Origin of the sequence: Pseudomonas syringae group sp. J254-4, assembly GCF_032586855.1 — a bacterium.
Taxonomy (GTDB): domain Bacteria; phylum Pseudomonadota; class Gammaproteobacteria; order Pseudomonadales; family Pseudomonadaceae; genus Aquipseudomonas; species Aquipseudomonas amygdali.
This window is the reverse complement of record NZ_JAWHOO010000010.1, coordinates 57901-74094: the sequence shown is the minus strand read 5'-3', so window position 1 is coordinate 74094 and position 16194 is coordinate 57901. Positions and strand designations below refer to the sequence as shown.

Annotated in this window: 15 protein-coding genes and 1 pseudogene; 11 read left to right on the top strand and 5 right to left on the bottom strand. The window is 59.5% G+C overall.

The window, feature by feature from the left end; translation table 11 throughout:
* The first annotated feature begins 45 nt into the window (after positions 1–45).
* The 5 genes and pseudogenes from RYB09_RS14055 (at position 46) to RYB09_RS14040 (ending at position 5565) form a co-directional block, all read left to right on the top strand.
* A complete protein-coding gene (locus RYB09_RS14055) occupies positions 46–1137 on the top strand; it encodes a sugar diacid recognition domain-containing protein (RefSeq protein ID WP_316888981.1) in 1092 nt (363 codons plus the stop codon).
* A 111-nt stretch (positions 1138–1248) separates the two neighbouring features.
* On the top strand, positions 1249–2388 hold the full coding sequence (locus RYB09_RS14050) for a glycerate kinase (RefSeq protein ID WP_316888979.1): 1140 nt from the start codon (positions 1249–1251) through the stop codon (positions 2386–2388).
* Between the two features lie 181 nt (positions 2389–2569).
* Positions 2570–3340 (top strand): annotated as a pseudogene (locus RYB09_RS27240) (MCP four helix bundle domain-containing protein); the annotation flags it as partial.
* Positions 3329–4195, top strand: coding sequence for a methyl-accepting chemotaxis protein (locus tag RYB09_RS27235; protein WP_371321916.1), 867 nt, complete (start codon positions 3329–3331; stop codon positions 4193–4195). The pseudogene RYB09_RS27240 and the gene RYB09_RS27235, both read left to right, overlap by 12 nt.
* A gap of 125 nt (positions 4196–4320) precedes the next feature.
* The gene (locus tag RYB09_RS14040) at positions 4321–5565 is read left to right on the top strand and encodes an AGE family epimerase/isomerase (protein ID WP_122258977.1); all 1245 of its coding nucleotides are present in this window, start codon (positions 4321–4323) and stop codon (positions 5563–5565) included.
* Between the two features lie 23 nt (positions 5566–5588).
* Here RYB09_RS14040 and RYB09_RS14035 read toward each other — a convergent pair whose 3' ends face one another.
* Positions 5589–6677 carry an AbrB family transcriptional regulator gene (locus tag RYB09_RS14035; RefSeq protein ID WP_010216904.1) on the bottom strand — a complete coding sequence of 363 codons (1089 nt, stop codon included), beginning with the start codon at positions 6675–6677 and terminating at the stop codon, positions 5589–5591.
* Between the two features lie 106 nt (positions 6678–6783).
* Between RYB09_RS14035 and RYB09_RS14030 the strand changes: the two genes are divergently transcribed.
* Positions 6784–7686 (top strand): LysR family transcriptional regulator, encoded by a 903-nt coding sequence (locus tag RYB09_RS14030; RefSeq protein ID WP_004665637.1) that lies wholly within the window; start codon positions 6784–6786, stop codon positions 7684–7686.
* A 14-nt stretch (positions 7687–7700) separates the two neighbouring features.
* On the opposite strand, the gene RYB09_RS14025 is transcribed toward RYB09_RS14030, so the two are convergent.
* The gene (locus RYB09_RS14025; protein WP_219169360.1) at positions 7701–8216 is read right to left on the bottom strand and encodes a nucleoside 2-deoxyribosyltransferase; all 516 of its coding nucleotides are present in this window, start codon (positions 8214–8216) and stop codon (positions 7701–7703) included.
* Positions 8217–8385: 169 nt separating this feature from the next.
* On the opposite strand from RYB09_RS14025, the gene RYB09_RS14020 reads away from it, so the two are divergent.
* On the top strand, positions 8386–10089 hold the full coding sequence (locus RYB09_RS14020) for a VRR-NUC domain-containing protein (protein ID WP_316888974.1): 1704 nt from the start codon (positions 8386–8388) through the stop codon (positions 10087–10089).
* On the opposite strand, the gene RYB09_RS14015 is transcribed toward RYB09_RS14020, so the two are convergent.
* Both RYB09_RS14015 and RYB09_RS14010 read right to left on the bottom strand, forming a co-directional pair.
* Positions 10065–10367: a hypothetical protein gene (locus tag RYB09_RS14015; RefSeq protein ID WP_316888971.1), complete on the bottom strand. Its 303-nt coding sequence runs from the start codon at positions 10365–10367 to the stop codon at positions 10065–10067. The genes RYB09_RS14020 and RYB09_RS14015 overlap by 25 nt on opposite strands.
* A gap of 98 nt (positions 10368–10465) precedes the next feature.
* Positions 10466–10750 carry a hypothetical protein gene (locus RYB09_RS14010; RefSeq protein WP_058407768.1) on the bottom strand — a complete coding sequence of 95 codons (285 nt, stop codon included), beginning with the start codon at positions 10748–10750 and terminating at the stop codon, positions 10466–10468.
* Between the two features lie 530 nt (positions 10751–11280).
* Here RYB09_RS14010 and pstS point away from each other — a divergent pair.
* The 4 genes from pstS to pstB all read left to right on the top strand — a co-directional run bounded on the left by pstS (position 11281) and on the right by pstB (position 15037).
* Positions 11281–12300, top strand: coding sequence for a phosphate ABC transporter substrate-binding protein PstS (pstS, locus tag RYB09_RS14005; RefSeq protein WP_002553921.1), 1020 nt, complete (start codon positions 11281–11283; stop codon positions 12298–12300).
* Between the two features lie 81 nt (positions 12301–12381).
* Complete coding sequence (gene pstC / locus RYB09_RS14000) at positions 12382–13377, top strand: phosphate ABC transporter permease subunit PstC (RefSeq protein ID WP_003371940.1); 996 nt, start codon at positions 12382–12384, stop codon at positions 13375–13377.
* On the top strand, positions 13374–14258 hold the full coding sequence (pstA, locus tag RYB09_RS13995; protein ID WP_002553919.1) for a phosphate ABC transporter permease PstA: 885 nt from the start codon (positions 13374–13376) through the stop codon (positions 14256–14258). The genes pstC and pstA overlap by 4 nt, the downstream gene beginning before the upstream one ends.
* Positions 14258–15037 (top strand): phosphate ABC transporter ATP-binding protein PstB, encoded by a 780-nt coding sequence (gene pstB / locus RYB09_RS13990; RefSeq protein ID WP_002553918.1) that lies wholly within the window; start codon positions 14258–14260, stop codon positions 15035–15037. Before pstA ends, pstB begins: the two co-directional genes overlap by 1 nt.
* On the opposite strand, the gene RYB09_RS13985 is transcribed toward pstB, so the two are convergent.
* Positions 15038–15967, bottom strand: coding sequence for a LysR family transcriptional regulator (locus tag RYB09_RS13985; RefSeq protein WP_002553917.1), 930 nt, complete (start codon positions 15965–15967; stop codon positions 15038–15040). It lies immediately after the preceding gene.
* Between the last annotated feature and the right edge of the window lie 227 nt (positions 15968–16194).

Genomic DNA, 16194 nt, shown 5'->3' with positions numbered 1-16194 from the left:
ATATGCCTAACCATTGCAAGCCTCGCCACGCGTCTGGAGCTTTTCATGTTCGCCCTTGATCGGGCGCTGGCCCAGGACATCGTCGACCGGGCGATGGCCATTCTGCCTTACAACGTCAATGTCATGGACTATCTGGGCATCATCATCGGCAGCGGCGACCCCGAACGCTTGTGTACCCGTCATGAGGGTGCGCAGCGGGTTCTGGCCAACCGGCAGGTGGTGGAAATCGACTCGTTGGCGGCGTTGCAGCTCGGTGGCGTCAAGCCGGGGGTCAATCTGCCGCTGATGCTCGATCATCAGTTGGTGGGCGTGCTCGGCATCACCGGCGAGCCGGACGAAGTGCGGGTATATGGCGAACTGGTCAAGATGACTGCCGAGATGCTCATGGAACAGTGCCGTCAGCAGGCTGACCTGCAATGGCGGGCACAGCGCAGCGAAGACCTGCTGGCGCGCCTGCTGCTGCCGGATTGCCCCGATAGCCTTGTGGATGAAGCACGCCAGCTCGGTTTGCAACCGCATGTGGCGCGTCAGGTGGTACTGATCCAGTTTGAAAAGCAAGGGCAGGTTGCCAGCCAGGTGGCAACCTGGCTTGGCACGCGTTACGCCGACAGCTGGTGCGTGCTGCGCGAGCCCACCTTGCTGTACTGGTGCCGCGCCACGGGCAAGGAACGTGACGATGCGCTGCTGCTCAAGCAGTTCGATGAGCACCGCTGGCCGGTGCTGCGCATGGCAACCGTGGCCCAGTCTGCTGACTTGCCCGCCTTGCGTCATGCCTGTGCGGCGGCGCGGGATCTGCTCGATTACGCCAGTCAGGCAAGGCCGGGGCAGCGCTTGCTGCGTCTTGAGGCGTACCGTCTGCCGGTGCTGTTCTGGCGCTATCGCCACGACTGGCTGGCCGAAGACGTCGCCGAGCCGATTGGCCGTTTGCATAACCACGTGCAACTGCTTGACACCCTGTGCAAATGGTTCGAGTTCAGTGGCGAAAGCCAGGCCTGCGCCGAAGCCCTGGGCATCCATCGCAACAGCCTGCGTTACCGGCTGGAGAAGATCGGCGAGCTGACCGGCTGCGATCCTTACAAGACCGATGACCTGCTGCGTCTGTATCTGGGCGCGCAGATGATCACTCGTCACGACTGAACACGGTTTTTGTTCAAATGCCCGATAACGGTTGCCGATCATTGTGCGAAGGGCAGGCGGAAAACCCGGTGGCGGATGAGAGCATGCGAGCATCGGATATGGAGAACAACAATGAAAATAGTCATCGCCCCCGACTCGTTCAAGGACAGCCTCAGTGCACAGGCCGTTGCCGACGCCATCGCCAGTGGTCTGGCCGAGGTCTGGCCGCATGCCCAACTGATCAAATGCCCGATGGCAGATGGCGGGGAGGGCACCATCGAAGCGTTGCTGGCAGCCTGCAATGGTGAACTGATGAGCGCCCGGGTCAGCGGACCGCTGGGCGATCCGGTCCAGGCTCATTGGGGCTGGCTGGCCGAGAGCAGAACGGCAATCATCGAAATGGCCATGGCCAGCGGTTTGCAATTACTGACGCTGGCACAGCGCGATGCCTGTGTGACCAGCACAGCAGGCACGGGCCAGTTGATCTCGGCGGCACTGGATGCGGGTGCCCGTCGCGTGATTCTGGCCATCGGTGGCAGCGCAACCAACGACGGCGGCAGCGGCATGCTCTCGGCATTGGGCGCACGCTTTCTCGATGCCGACGATCAGCCCTTGCCACCGGGCGGTCTCGCGCTTGCCGATCTGGCCCGTATCGACCTGAGCGGCTTCGATCCGCGCTTGTCTGACGTGTGCGTCGAAATTGCCGCCGACGTCGATAATCCATTGTGCGGACCGAATGGTGCCTCGCATATCTTCGGCCCGCAAAAAGGCGCATCGCCCGAGCAGGTTGTGGCGCTGGATGCCGCACTTGGGTGTTTCGCCGACCATTCGGCGCAGATCCTCGGTCTGGACCAGCGCAACAGCCCTGGCAGCGGTGCGGCAGGCGGAATGGGCTTTGCTGCCAAGGCGTATCTGAATGCCTCGTTTCGCGCTGGCGTTGAGGTGGTTGCCGAGCTGACCGGGCTGGAGCAGGCGTTGACCGGGGCCGACCTGGTCATTACCGGCGAAGGCCGTTTTGATGCGCAGACCTTGCGCGGCAAGACGCCGCTTGGCGTCGCACGAGTCGCGCAGCGCCAACAAGTGCCAGTGATCGTGCTGGCTGGAACGCTTGGCGAAGGTTACGAACAGCTTTACCCGCACGGCATTGGCGCGGCCTTCGCGCTGGTCAGCGGGCCGATGAGCCTTGAACAGGCCTGTCGCGATACCAGTCGCCTGCTGCATGACCGCGCGCGTGACGTGGCGCGGCTCTGGCAAATGGCGGCAGCACGCTGAGTGCAGCCCTCCGGACAGCGCTTTGCACAGGCCCGGTCCGGGTAGTCGATCTGCCTTTCGAGTAAAAAGCCTGAATGATCACCGGCAATCCTAAAGAATTGTCGGACAGGGACGATATGCTCTCGGTTGTCTGACAACTTCGCGTCAGATACTGCCCTCCAAATACAAAAGAGCACTGGTCATGAATCTACGCACACTCACAATCGCTCGTCGTGCCGGTCTGGGTTTTACCCTGATTTCCCTGTTGGTGGCTTTACTTGGCTGGTTCGCGCTGGCACAGATGTCGACCATTCGCCAGAGCGAAGTGGCGGTAGAGACCAACTGGCTGCCCAGCATGCGAGTGGTCAACGATATCCGGGAAATCATGCTGCGTATCCGGACCATCTCCTTGCGCATGGCGCTGGACACCGACCCTGCGAGCATTCCGACCTATCGCGGGCAGCTGGACGTACGTCTGGGTGATCTGGACAAGAAGCTGGGCATCCTCAAGACGTTCGTCGACACCCCTGAAGAGACGACCCTGACTGACCAGTTCATGGTCACCATGGGCCAATACCGCAGCGCGCTGGATCGCTCTTTTGTTCTCGCCGGGCAGGGCGACAGCACCGGTCTGAACAAGCTGCTGCTGGTTGATATGAAACAGATCGTCGATGGTTCCGGCAAACAGCTCAATGATCTGGCTGATTTCTATGTCACCAAGGTCGATGCCGAAGGCAAGTCGGCCGAAGCCCAATATGACAAATCGCGTGACATCGTCATTGTCTTTGTCGTTCTCGCTGCATTGTGCACCATCGGTCTGGCGCTCTGGCTGACGCGCAGCATCGTGGGCCCGTTGCAACGTGCCGTGACTGCTGCCGAGCAGGTTGCCAGCGGCGACCTGACCCATACCATCGAAGTTGACGGCGAAGACGAAGTCACCCGACTGCTGCGTGCCTTGGCAATGATGCAGGTCAATCTGCGTGAAGCCATGCGCCACATCGGCAGCTCAGCTACCCAGCTGGCGTCGGCGGCCACCGAACTCAACTCGGTCACCGAGGACAGCTATCGCGGTTTGAACCAGCAGAATGCAGAGATCGATCAGGCCGCCACGGCGATCAACGAAATGACCTCGGCAGTAGAGGAAGTTGCGCGTAACGCCGTGTCCACGTCGGACGCCTCCACCCAGTCCAGCACCTCGGCACTGGCAGGCCAGACGCGGGTGATCGAGACGGTGCAGTCGATCCAGACACTGACCGACAACGTGCAGGCCACCTCGACACTGGTGCAAAACCTCGCCAATCAGTCTCAGGATATCGGCAAGGTGCTGGACGTGATCCGCTCGATTGCCGAACAGACCAACCTGCTGGCGCTCAACGCGGCCATCGAGGCGGCGCGCGCGGGCGAGTCGGGCCGTGGTTTCGCGGTAGTGGCGGATGAAGTCCGTGCATTGGCGCATCGCACCCAGCAGTCGACGCTGGAAATCGACTCGATGGTCAATGCCATGCGCAGCGGTTCAGCGCAGGCGCTCGACTCGATGAACACCAGCCGCGACCGGGCCGATTCGACCTTGGCGCTGGCCAAGGGCGCGGGCGAGTCGTTGAGTGAAATCACGTCGTCGATCAATCAGATATCCGAGCGTAATCTGGTGATCGCCAGCGCTGCGGAAGAACAGGCGCAAGTGTCGCGTGAAGTCGACCGCAACATCGTCAACATTCGCGATCTGTCCATGCAATCGACTCAGGGTGCCAACCAGATCAGTGCTTCGAGCCATGAATTGTCGCGTCTTGCCGCTGACCTGAATCAGGTGGTCTCACGCTTCAAGGTGTAAAACCCTACATTGATACAGGTTGTGTCTGCTTGCCGACGATCGACCGGGCGCGCATTATGCCCTCGGTCGAAATGACCTCCGGTACAGTCTGGGCACAACCTTATCGAAGGGGGCGGCATCGCGTCATGGATAATAATAATCACACCTTCAGCAGTTGGCTGCGCTCGCCAGCCCATCACCAATGGCTGGCACTGGAAGGCAACCGTCTGTTGACTTTCGCCAAGGCTTCCCGGCTCGACAACGGTTTTGGCAGTCTTGATGACTACGGCCGTCTGATGGTCGGTGCCACGGCCGAAACCATGAATACCGCACGTATGACCCACTGTTTTGCCATGGCCCATGCGCAAGGCATACCCGGCTGTGCCGCGCTGGTCGATCATGGCATCGCCGCATTGCGTGGCCCGTTGCGCGATGCCGAACACGATGGCTGGTTCAGTGCTGCGCTCGAAGACGGCGGCAGAACCGAAAAACAGGCGTATCTGCATGCTTTCGTCGCACTGGCGGCCAGTTCTGCCGTGGTGGCGGGGCGGCCTGGCGCGCAGGCGTTGCTGTCCGACGCCATCCAGGTCATCCAGACCCGTTTCTGGAGCGAGCAGGAAGGCGCCATGCGTGAATCGTTCGCGCAGGACTGGAGCAACGAAGAAGCCTATCGCGGCGCCAACAGCAACATGCACAGCACCGAAGCCTTCCTCGCGCTGGCCGACGTGACTGGCGATGCTCAATGGCTCGACCGGGCACTGAGCATTGTCGAACGGGTGATCCATCAACATGCCGGGGCCAACAATTTTCAGGTCATCGAGCACTTCACACAAAACTGGCAACCGCTGCCCGATTACAACCGCGAAAACCCGGCCGACGGCTTCCGGCCGTTCGGCACAACGCCGGGGCATGCCTTCGAGTGGGCACGGCTGGTGCTGCATCTGGAGGCCGCGCGTCGTCACGCCGGGCGGTCAAATCCGGAATGGTTACTGGATGACGCCCGCCAGCTGTTTGCCAATGCCTGCCGCTACGGCTGGGATGTCGACGGTGCGCCGGGTATCGTCTACACCCTCGACTGGCAGAACCAGCCAGTGGTCCGTCATCGTCTGCACTGGACCCACTGCGAAGCGGCCGCTGCTGCCGCCGCGTTGCTGCAACGTACCGGCGAGCAACAGTATGAAGACTGGTATCGCTGCTTCTGGGAGTTCAACGAGACCCTGTTCATCGATCATGAGCATGGCAGCTGGCGCCATGAGCTGAACCAGCGCAACGAACCCAGTGCTGATATCTGGCCGGGCAAGCCGGACCTTTATCACGCCTATCAGGCGACGCTGTTGCCGGTGTTGCCGCTGGCACCCAGCCTGACCAGTGCTCTGGCGGGGCATGAGTGAACGGCTGAGCCTGGCATCGGCAATCAGAGCGCAGGGATGCGTTTGTCGCTCAGGCGGATAATCTGCCGGGCCAGGAAGCTGCCGGTCAGGATCACGCCGAACAGGCGCAGGGTCTGCATGGCCAGCACGAAGCCGACATCGGCATGAGTATCGATGGCAATAATGGCCATGGTGTCCAGGCCGCCCGGGCTGGTTGCCAGGTACACCGAGAGATAATCCTTGCCCATCATCGCTGCAATCAGCCAGGCCGACAGGGCACACAGCACGATCAGCAGCAGTGAGGCCAGAATCATCATCGGCAGCCGCCGCCACACGTATTGCACTGTCGGCCGGTCGAAACGCAGCCCTACATAACAGCCGATAGCGCCATAGCCGATTGGCAGCAGCCAGTCAGGAATGCTGATCTGCATGACGCCGCTCAGTTGCAGCGCGCCGCCCAGCATCAACGGCACCAGCAAGGCACCCGCCGGCAAGCGCGAGCCCAATGCTACACCCGCTACGATCACTGCCAGGCTCAGGGCAAGGTCGATCAGGTTCAGACTGGGTAAGGCGGCTGCGGTGCTGTGCAGGTCAGCGCCGGAATCCGGTGCGCCGATGAAATGGCTGACCAGCGCGCCGATGGTGACTACGCAGACCACGCGCACATATTGCATGGTGGCAACGACTCGCGAGTCTGCGCCGTAATCCTCGGACATGGCGACCATCGCCGAAGCCGCGCCGGGCGACGTGCCCCAGGCAGCCGTGTTACTCGGGATTCCGCCAAAGCGCACCAGTACCAGACCCACCGCAGCGCTCAGCACCACGGTCAGGATCGTGGCCAGCAGCATGACGTGCCAGGACTGTAGCGCCGTGAGCAATACGCTGACTGACATGGCATGCGCAATCAGCACACCAACGGTGCCCTGGCCGAGCTGAAACGCCCGCTTGGGCATGCGGATGGTGGCGCCCGACACGCCAAAGCCGATAGCAACCAGCATGGGGCCGAGGAACATCGCAGCAGGCATGTTGAACAGTTTGAGCAGTTGACCGGCAGCACCGGCCATCAGGATCAGGCCCGTCCATTGAGTCAACGGGGCAAGGGTGGAAAGCGAAAAGCGTGAAGCGTGTGACAAGGACGTTCTCCTTGAATCGGGTGGATCACATGCAAACAGTATCGACTCGGCAACCGATCAAGTCTATTTTCTAATAATCATGAATTGATAACTTTGGTTGATAGATATGGACCTGCGCGATCTGACTTATTTTGAAACCATTGCCGAACTGGGCCACCTCGGGCGAGCTGCAGAAAAGCTCAATCGCAGTCAGCCCGCGCTGACAAAAAGCATTCAGCGGCTGGAGGAATCATTCGGAACACGGCTGTTTCAGCGTGACGGTCGACGCATCAAGCTGACCCCGGTGGGTGAGCTGTTGCAGGCACGCGGCAAGGAACTGCAGCAGAGCATTGCCCAGACCCAACGGGAGGTACGGGATTTCGCCAGTGGCATGGTGGGCAACATTCGCGTCGGCTGCGCCGCGACGATGGCTGAATACCTGATGCCGAAACTGACCTCGGCCTTGTTGCAGCGTACGCCGGATGTCACCTTCAAGCTGGTGATAGGCCAGGATGATCTGTTGCGTGAGTCGCTGCGTTCAGGGCAACTGGACATGATCATCTGCGCACTGGCGCCCGACAGCGAAGACGTCACCAGCTTTGCCATACTCAGGGACGAAGCCGTGGTGGTCGCCAGCAAAAAACACCCGATCTTCAAGACCTCATTGAAGATGAGTGACCTCTGCGCGTATCGCTGGGTACTGCCGCCGGTCAGCGTTTCATCACGCAAGTGGCTGGACGCGACCTTTGCTGCCAACGGCCTGCCGCTGCCGACAGTGCAGATCGAGGCGAACTCGATCTCCCTGTTGCCAGGCTTGATTGCCCAAAGCAACCTGCTGAGCTTCATCGCCCGCGAGTCGTTGGAGTTTGGCAAGACCATGCAACACCTGCGTGAAGTGCCACTGGAACAGACCACTCTCAAACGCACCATCGGCGTGACCCTGCGCAAGGGCGGCTACCTGTCGCCAGCGGCAGAGGGCATGTTGCAGATGCTGCGTGACAACGGTGGGGACTTTCTGGGGTGGGGTTGAGCGCGTGCGTTCAGCTACTCGCCGGGCATGACCTCAAAGCCACTCAGGTACCTTGCCAGTGCCTCGGCACCCAGCTCCACGGTAGAGCTGGTACCCGCCCAGCTACAGGCGAGCATCAGGTTGCGGGGCAAGTCGAAGTCTTCAACCATGAAGCCGTCGCGATCAAACCCGTGTTCATCATGAGGAACCAGTTCGCGCAACGAGGTCACCGGCTCAAAGTACGCCCAAACGGGCTTGTTCAATGCCACCGCCAATCCGACCTCAAATGCGCTGCCCGAATCCGGCTCCAGACCGCGAAACACATTCAGGTTGACCAGTACGGCAGCGCAGCGGTGAATCATCGCGACATTCATCGAGTAAATCTGCTGCGCAGTTTCGTGCGGCGTGCGCCCCAGGGTCACTTCATTGTCAAAGGGGTACAAACCTTCAAGCCCGTGTGCCGAGCACAACGCCTTGAGGTAGCGTCCGTACTCGACGGCGTCGGGCCGGAACACGTCGAAGCCTGCGAGATAAATCAGTGGCGCTTGCATATCCGGCTCTCGACTACAGATGTTATCCGGCTGATTCTAAGGCCGACTGTCTGGCCGCGATACATGCCATTGATCGGCCGACCGGCGCTTGGCAGGTGTTTGCGCTGGAATCTGTACGGATAACCAGTATCCTTGCCCAGTCTGCTCATTCGTCATGTGAACGCTGGCCTTGAATACTGCACCTCTCGACAATCCGTTTTATTACCTGGAAAACTTCCGGCAGGTCCTCGCCTGGATTGCGCGGCGCTACGACGACCTGCTCGACGCATCCGAGCGCCGCTTCATCAGCGAGTTTGCCGAGGTGCCCGTGTGTGCCCAAGGCCTGTTGGTGCGCATGGTGATGCGCAAGGGCGTGTTGTTTCGGGCCAGCAAACTGAGTTACGTCGAGATCGGCGATCCCCATGAGGCGGTGCAGCCGCTGCTGGAGCGGGGGTGGGTCGCCGCCAGTCCGCCACTGGGTTTGAGCGAACTGTTCCAGCTGCTGCGCCGGGACGAGCTGACCCAGTGCTTCAAAGCCCATGCGGTCAAGGGGCCAGAGCGCAAGCAGGCATGGCTGGAGCGCCTGCAGCCGCTGTATGAAGCGCCGCAGGCACTTGAGCAATGGCACCCGACGTTGTCTGACGCCGTGTTCGGCCTGAATATCATGCCGCTCTGTGACCGCCTGCGATTGTTGTACTTCGGCAATCTTTATCAGGAGTGGTCGGAGTTCGTGCTGGCTGATCTGGGCATCTACCGCTACGAAAAGGTCGAGTTCTCGGTGCAGTCGCGCGTCATCAATCAGCGCGCTGACATCGATGTGTGCCTGCAATTGCATGCCTGCCGAGAGGCGCTGGAAACCTGCGTCGAGCTGCATGCGCTGGCCGAGCGGGTCATCGCGGTCCAGTGCGGTAATGCGTGGTTGCATATGCGCCGCGCCAAACTGCTGTTTCGTATCGGGCAACAGGCCGAGCGCCTGCAGGACTGGCCTCTGGCGATGGCGGTGTACCGTGAGTCCAGCTATCCCGGTGCGCGTTCAAGGCAAATCCGCGTGCTGGAGCGCAACGCCGAGTACACCGCGGCGCTGACGCTGGCGGAACAGGCCCGTCTGGCTCCTGAAAGTGATGCCGAGGTCCAGCACCTGTCACGCGTACTGCCACGGCTGCAACGCAAGCTCGGCCTGACGGGCGCGCGCAAGCGCACCGTGCAGGCCATTGCGCGGCTGGACGTTCAGATCACGCCAGTATCGGGAATAAGTGTCGAGCGTCTGATACGCCAGCACCTTGAACAAGAGCAGGGTGGGGAAGTGCATTACGTCGAGAATGCGTTGGTCAATTCCCTGTTTGGTCTGCTGTGCTGGAAGGCCATTTTCGCGCCCTTGCCGGGCGCATTCTTTCACCCGTTTCACAGTGCACCCAGCGACCTGTACAGCCCGGATTTCTATCAGCGCAGGGTGGCATTGTTCGATGCCTGCCTGATGCAACTGGAGTCAGGTGAATATCTGGCGACCATTCGCGAGCATTTTCAAAGCAAATTCGGCCTGCAGTCACCCTTCGTATTCTGGGCTGCGTTGACGCCGCAGCTATTGGAGCAGGCACTGTATTGCCTGCCCGCTGAGCACCTGCGTCACTGGTTTCGTCGTCTGTTGCAGGATATAAAAGCCAACCGGACCGGAATGCCGGACCTGATCCAGTTCTTCCCGGAGCAGCGGCGCTATCGAATGATAGAGGTCAAGGGACCAGGGGATCGTCTCCAGGACAACCAACTGCGCTGGCTGGACTTCTGCGCCGAGCATGGTATGCCGGTGGAGGTGTGTTATGTGCAGTGGGCGACTGAACATGCTGCCGACGTCATTGAAGACCTAGCCTGCCATCATGGCGCTTTGTGTTCATCCTGACTGTCTTGATGATTGGCGTCATGCGGTTGTTTCGAGTCATGAGGCTTGTCAGCCGCACTGCCGTTGTTTCCGGGCTGCGGGTCCATGCCTTTGGTGCCTGGGCTTGTGCCTGGCGCGCCGGGACTGGTTCCGTCGACATTCTTTTCCGCTCCGGTGCCGGGCACTTTCGGGCCGTCGCCTACCGGGTTCGTCGGGCCTGTAGAGCCTGCGAATGCGCTTGCGCCCGAGAGCGCCAGCAGTGCTGCAAGGCCTAATGCCCCCAATCTATTCCTGATCATGCTGCGACCTCCGTGAATGCAATGGGGTAGAACGGTGTTACGGGGCTGTCACTGACACGCGAGCAGAGCCTGTTGTCCTGCCCGCGTCAGAAGCTTGATTACTGAGTCTTGGTTTTTTCAGTAACGTTGCTCTTGTCGTGCGTGCCATGCGCGCCCTTGTCATGTTTCATCGACTTTTCGGCAGCCGCTTTTTTGCTGTCTGTTTGCGCGCCAGGAGTTTCGGAAGAGGTGCGGTCCATCGGCTGGGTGTTAGTGCCCGGCAGCTTGGTCGCATTCTTGTTGATCGGCGTTTCAGAGCTGGTCGTCGATTCGGCAAAAGCTGCACCCGAAGCGACGGCCATCAGGCCTGCCAGGGTGAGGGCAGTCAGTTTGGTCTTGATCATGATGCTTACTCCGTTGTTTTAAAGTAGTTCTTTAACGTACGTATATTGGTCATTGGCCAGTGGCCATAGGTGCCGTTGAACCCGACGAACGGTAGCTTCGTGCGACCCGCTCCCACCAATGCCGACTCCTTGCGTCGGCGGTTTCAAACCTTTTGCATTCGCTGGTTTGCATAGATGTGATGAGCGCTGATGGAACATTTTTAAGTTGATTTAGCTATAACGTGACCGTTCGGTCATCCCCAACGATTCTTAAAATCATACTTTCTTACATTTTTATAACGCAGATGGCGTTTGGCTATCTATCTGAAGGTGGCACAAAGCTATTTAGCGCTGTGGGGCATGATTTCGCCGTAAACATTGGGCTCTACGGGTTTTTTCAACGTCGGCAGCGTAGGAAATCGCCTACAAAAAAGTTCCTTCGCTGACACGATTCGTTGGATTGTCATGAAACAGCAACATTTCAGGTTTTAAATCCGCCTCGGGCCTCCTTAACTGGGCCACCACACAATCTCCTGGACTGAGGTATTACCGTGATACTGCTGACTAAAAAACGCTTGTCGCTTCTGATCGCTTCGCTGTGCCTCAGCGGTGTGGCCCATGCGACTGATGTCACAGGTGCTGGTTCGAGTTTCGTCTACCCGGTTATTTCAGCGTGGTCCCAGGACTACAGCAAAACCAAGGATAACCGTATCAACTATCAGTCCATCGGTTCGGGCGGCGGTATTGCCCAGATCAAGGCAGCGACTGTTGACTTCGGTGCATCCGACGCCCCTATGTCCGCTGAGGACCTGCAGGCTGGCGGCTTGGGTCAATTCCCAAGCGTCATCGGCGGGATCGTGCCGATCGTCAACGTTGAAGGCGTTGAAAGTGGCGAGCTGAAGCTGGACGGCCCAACTATCGCCAAGATCTTCATGGGCGACATCAAGAAGTGGAACGACCCGGCAATCACTGCCCTGAACTCGGGCGTGAAGCTGCCTGATACTGCGATCACTGTTGTTCACCGCTCGGACGGTTCGGGTACCACTTACAACTTCACCAACTACCTGAGCAAAGTCAGCCCGGAGTGGAACGAGAAGCTGAAGTTCGGTTCGACCGTGCAGTGGCCAGCCGGTGTGGGCGGCAAGGGTAACGAAGGTGTTTCTGCCTACGTGAAACAGATCAAGGGTTCGATCGGTTACGTTGAGTACTCCTACGCAACGACCAACAAGTTGTCTTACACCCAGTTGAAAAACGCTGCCGGCAAATTCATCAAGCCAGACGCCAAGGCTTTTGCTGCCGCTGCTGATACTGCCGACTGGGCGAGCGCCAAAGACTTCAACCTGATCATGACCAACGCGCCGGGTGAGGCTGCATGGCCGATCACCGCGACCACCTGGATCATCATGTACAAGAAAGCCAAGAACGAAGAGAAAAGCGCAGCCGCTTTCGACTTCTTCAAATGGTCCCTGGAAAACGGCCAGAAACAAGCCGAGAAACTGGAATATGTAGCATTGCCGAAATCGCTGGTTGAACGCGTGGAAAGCTACTGGAAAACGGAATTCACCAAGTAAGTGATTCAACCCGTACCACCCCTGTCATCAGCCGCGATATCGGCTCGGTGACAGGGGCTTTTCCTTGCGAGTGGCCTCAACATGACTGAAAACACCCAATACCTGTCCGCTAACGTCTCCGCTGGTGAGTCCGAGGGCGAGAAGCGCGCCAAACGGGATCATCGTCATGACCTGTGGTTCAAGCGTTCATTGCAGGCCGCAGCGATGCTGGTGCTTGCTTTGCTGGGTTGTATTGCCTTGTCGACCCTGTGGGGCGGCAGTCTGGCATTCCAGACTTTCGGGTTTGGCTTTCTGACCAGCACCGAGTGGGACGTAAACGCCGGCAAGTTCGGCGCACTGGTTCCGATCTACGGCACTCTGGTTACCTCTTTTCTGGCTTTGCTGATCGCCGTACCGGTGAGTTTCGGCATTGCCATCTTTCTGACCGAAGTGGCTCCGCCTTGGCTGCGCATGCCGATTGCCTCGGCCATCGAGCTGTTGGCCGGTATCCCTTCGATCATCTACGGCATGTGGGGGCTGTTTGTCTTTGGCCCGTTCATGGCTGAACACCTGTCACCCTGGATCACCGAAAACCTCGGCGCACTGCCGCTGATCGGTCCGATGTTTCAGGGCCCGCCGCTGGGTATCGGCATGCTGACCGCCGGTATCGTGCTGGCGATCATGATCACGCCGTTCATTACCTCGGTGATGCAGGAAGTCTTCCGTACCGTGCCCGTGGCCCTCAAAGAGTCGGCCTACGCACTGGGCGGCACGACCTGGGAAGTGGTCTGGGACATCGTGCTGCCTTACACCCGTTCGGCAGTGGTCGGTGGTGTGTTCCTCGGGTTGGGACGCGCGCTCGGCGAAACCATGGCGGTAACCTTTGTACTGGGCAACGCCCATCAGTTCTCTGCATCGCTGATGATGCCGAGCAGTTCCATTGCTTCGGTGATCGCCAACGAGTTCAACGAGGCCTATACCGACTTGCACCGTTCGGCACTGATCGCCCTTGGCTTCCTGTTGTTTGTGGTCACCTTCATCGTGCTGGCCCTTGCACGTCTGATGCTGTCGCGCCTTTCGCGTAAGGAGGGGTTATGAGTAAGGATGTGACAGGCAGCGAGAGCCTGTATCGGGTTCGCAGCATCAAGAACAAGATTGCGATGGTACTCAGCTGTGGTGCCACTGCCTTCGGCCTGCTGTGGCTGGTGTGGATTCTGCTGACCACCATCATCAAGGGTATCGACGCGCTCAACCTGCAGTTGTTCACCGGCATGACCCCGCCACCTGGCACCGAGGGTGGCCTGGCCAACGCGTTCTACGGCAGCGTGCTGATGTCTGGCATAGGCCTGTTGATCGGTACGCCAATCGGTTTGATGGCCGGTATCTGGCTGGCCGAGTTTGCCCGCTACACCAAGCTGGGTAACGCAGTACGCTTCATCAACGACATCCTGCTTTCGGCACCTTCCATCGTGCTCGGCCTGTTCGTTTATACCGTTGTGGTACTGCCGCTCAACGCAGTGACAGGCCATCAGGTGGGTTTTTCGGCGATTGCCGGTGCGCTGGCTCTGGCATTGCTGGTCATCCCGGTGGTGGTGCGTACCACTGACGAAATGATGCAACTGCAACCCTCGACCATGCGTGAAGCCGCGCTGGCGCTGGGTGTGCCGCAATGGAAGCTGACCCTGCAAATCGTTCTGCGTGCGGCCAAGGCGGGTGTGGTTACCGGCGTATTGCTGGCATTGGCACGTATCACCGGCGAAACCGCGCCGCTGCTGTTCACCGCTTTCGGCAACCAGTTCTGGAGCAGTGATCTGCTCAAACCAATCGCCAGTGTTCCGGTGGTGGTTTTCCAGTACGCCATGAGCCCGTTCGATGATTGGCACTCCCTGGCATGGGCCGGTGCGCTGGTCATGACGTTGTTCGTACTGATACTGAGTCTGCTGTCTCGCTTAATTCTTCTGCGCAATAGGGCGTCCTGATGAACAACCTTTCCCTGGCCAACGAAAAGACCAAGATCCAAGTGCGCGGTCTGGAGTTTTTCTACAACAACCAGAAGTCGTTGAAGTCCATCGACATGACCATCCCCGAGAAGCGCATCACTGCGATCATCGGCCCGTCGGGTTGCGGTAAATCGACCCTGCTGCGCGTTTTCAACCGTATCTACGCGATGTACCCGAAACAGGAAGCGCGCGGCGAAGTGCTGCTCAATGGCGAAAACATCCTGGCGCCTGGCTACTCGATGAACCGCCTGCGCAGTCATGTGGGCATGGTGTTCCAGAAGCCGGTGCCGTTTCCGATGTCGATCTACGACAACATTTCCTATGCCATCAAGCACCACGAAAAGCTGTCGCGTCGGGAAATGGAAGATCGCGTCGAGCAGGCACTGCGTGGCGCGGCGTTGTGGGATGAGGTCAAGGACAAGCTCAAGCAGAGCGCAACCGGTCTGTCCGGTGGTCAGCAGCAGCGTCTGTGCATCGCCCGGACCATCGCGCTGCGTCCTCAGGTCCTGCTGCTCGACGAGCCGACCTCGGCACTTGACCCGATTTCGACCGGGCGTATCGAACAGCTGATCACTGAACTCAAGGAGCAGTTCACCGTGATCATCGTGACCCACAACATGCAGCAGGCGGCGCGTTGCTCCGACTACACCGCTTTCATGTTCATGGGTGAACTGATCGAGCACGGCGACACCGACACCATCTTCACCAAGCCTTCCAAGACCCAGACCGAAGACTACATTACCGGTCGTTTCGGCTGATCAACCGGCCAGGGCGGGCGCTTCCTGGCGCTCGCCCATGAACTCCTCGATCCTGCTGCGCAGCCAACGCTCGGCAGGGTCGCTGTCCATCACACTCAGCCACGTCATCGACAGGTCCAGCCCCGGCGTGGGGAAGGGCAACGGCTCGTCATACAGCAAACCCAATGCGCTCATGGCCTTCGCCGCGTAGTCGGACAGGCCCGAAATCATGTCGGTGCCAGCCATCAGTGCGGGCAGGGTGGCGAACTGCGGCACTGACAACACGACCTGACGCTTGCGACCCAGTGCGGTCAGCCACTCATCGGCAAAGCTGCTGATGCTGGCCACGTGCGACACCACCACATGAGGTCGTGAACAATATTCGTCGATGCTCATCGGGCCGCGCGGTTTGTCGGCGCGCACCAGCCGTGGCTGCACGTTGCGCAGCGTCTTGCGTTTGGCATTGGCCGGCAGCTCACGGGTCAGGCAGACGCCGACGGTGATGTCGCCGGACATCAGCACTTCGGAGATATTCAGGTAGTCGACGTGTTTGACCACGATCACCACGCCAGGCGCCTCCTCGCGGATGGCCTTGAGCATGGCGGGAAACAGGCCGAATTCGACGTCGTCGGTCAGGCCGATGCGAAACGTCATCTTGCTGACCGAAGGATCAAAATCGGTGGTCAGGCTCAGCGCGGTAGACATGGCATCCAGCGCTGGCGTCAGGTGCTTGAGAATTTCATGGGCACGCGCGGTCGGCTCCATACGATGCCCGACGCGGATGAACAACGGGTCATTGAGCAGGTTGCGCAAGCGATTCAGTGCGGCGCTTATCGTGGGTTGGCCGAGAAACAGCTTTTCGGCTGCCCGGGTGACGTTACGCTCCTGCATTAATGTCTCGAAGACCACCATCAGGTTGATGTCGGCCTTGCGCAGTTCATTTCGATTCATTGCTGTTCCTTGGCATCAGACCTGGCTGACCATGACGGCCTGTAACCGACGGCTCAGTCTAGGCAAGCGTGGCGGGGGGCGTCCAGCGTTTTGCCGCAGTCAGGCCGGCATGATGAAACGTCTGCTTACGGTTCTACAGGCAGGAAAGGGGCGAATCTGTAGCGGGAAACAAGGTCTACTTGCAGGTCTGCGGCTTAACGTGGAAGCGGCTGCAGATTTCGACCCCT

What these genes read in the sequence shown, in the direction of transcription:
- RYB09_RS14055 (WP_316888981.1), top strand. Translation starts at nt 46, where the DNA reads ATGTTCGCCCTTGATCGGGCGCTGGCCCAGGACATCGTCGACCGGGCG.
- pstA (WP_002553919.1), top strand. Translation starts at nt 13,374, where the DNA reads ATGAGTAAGGATGTGACAGGCAGCGAGAGCCTGTATCGGGTTCGCAGC.
- pstB (WP_002553918.1), top strand. Translation starts at nt 14,258, where the DNA reads ATGAACAACCTTTCCCTGGCCAACGAAAAGACCAAGATCCAAGTGCGC.
- RYB09_RS14040 (WP_122258977.1), top strand. Translation starts at nt 4,321, where the DNA reads ATGGATAATAATAATCACACCTTCAGCAGTTGGCTGCGCTCGCCAGCC.
- RYB09_RS27235 (WP_371321916.1), top strand. Translation starts at nt 3,329, where the DNA reads ATGATGCAGGTCAATCTGCGTGAAGCCATGCGCCACATCGGCAGCTCA.
- RYB09_RS14010 (WP_058407768.1), bottom strand. Translation starts at nt 10,750, where the DNA reads ATGATCAAGACCAAACTGACTGCCCTCACCCTGGCAGGCCTGATGGCC.
- RYB09_RS14030 (WP_004665637.1), top strand. Translation starts at nt 6,784, where the DNA reads ATGGACCTGCGCGATCTGACTTATTTTGAAACCATTGCCGAACTGGGC.
- RYB09_RS14050 (WP_316888979.1), top strand. Translation starts at nt 1,249, where the DNA reads ATGAAAATAGTCATCGCCCCCGACTCGTTCAAGGACAGCCTCAGTGCA.
- RYB09_RS14025 (WP_219169360.1), bottom strand. Translation starts at nt 8,216, where the DNA reads ATGCAAGCGCCACTGATTTATCTCGCAGGCTTCGACGTGTTCCGGCCC.
- pstC (WP_003371940.1), top strand. Translation starts at nt 12,382, where the DNA reads ATGACTGAAAACACCCAATACCTGTCCGCTAACGTCTCCGCTGGTGAG.
- RYB09_RS13985 (WP_002553917.1), bottom strand. Translation starts at nt 15,967, where the DNA reads ATGAATCGAAATGAACTGCGCAAGGCCGACATCAACCTGATGGTGGTC.
- RYB09_RS14015 (WP_316888971.1), bottom strand. Translation starts at nt 10,367, where the DNA reads ATGATCAGGAATAGATTGGGGGCATTAGGCCTTGCAGCACTGCTGGCG.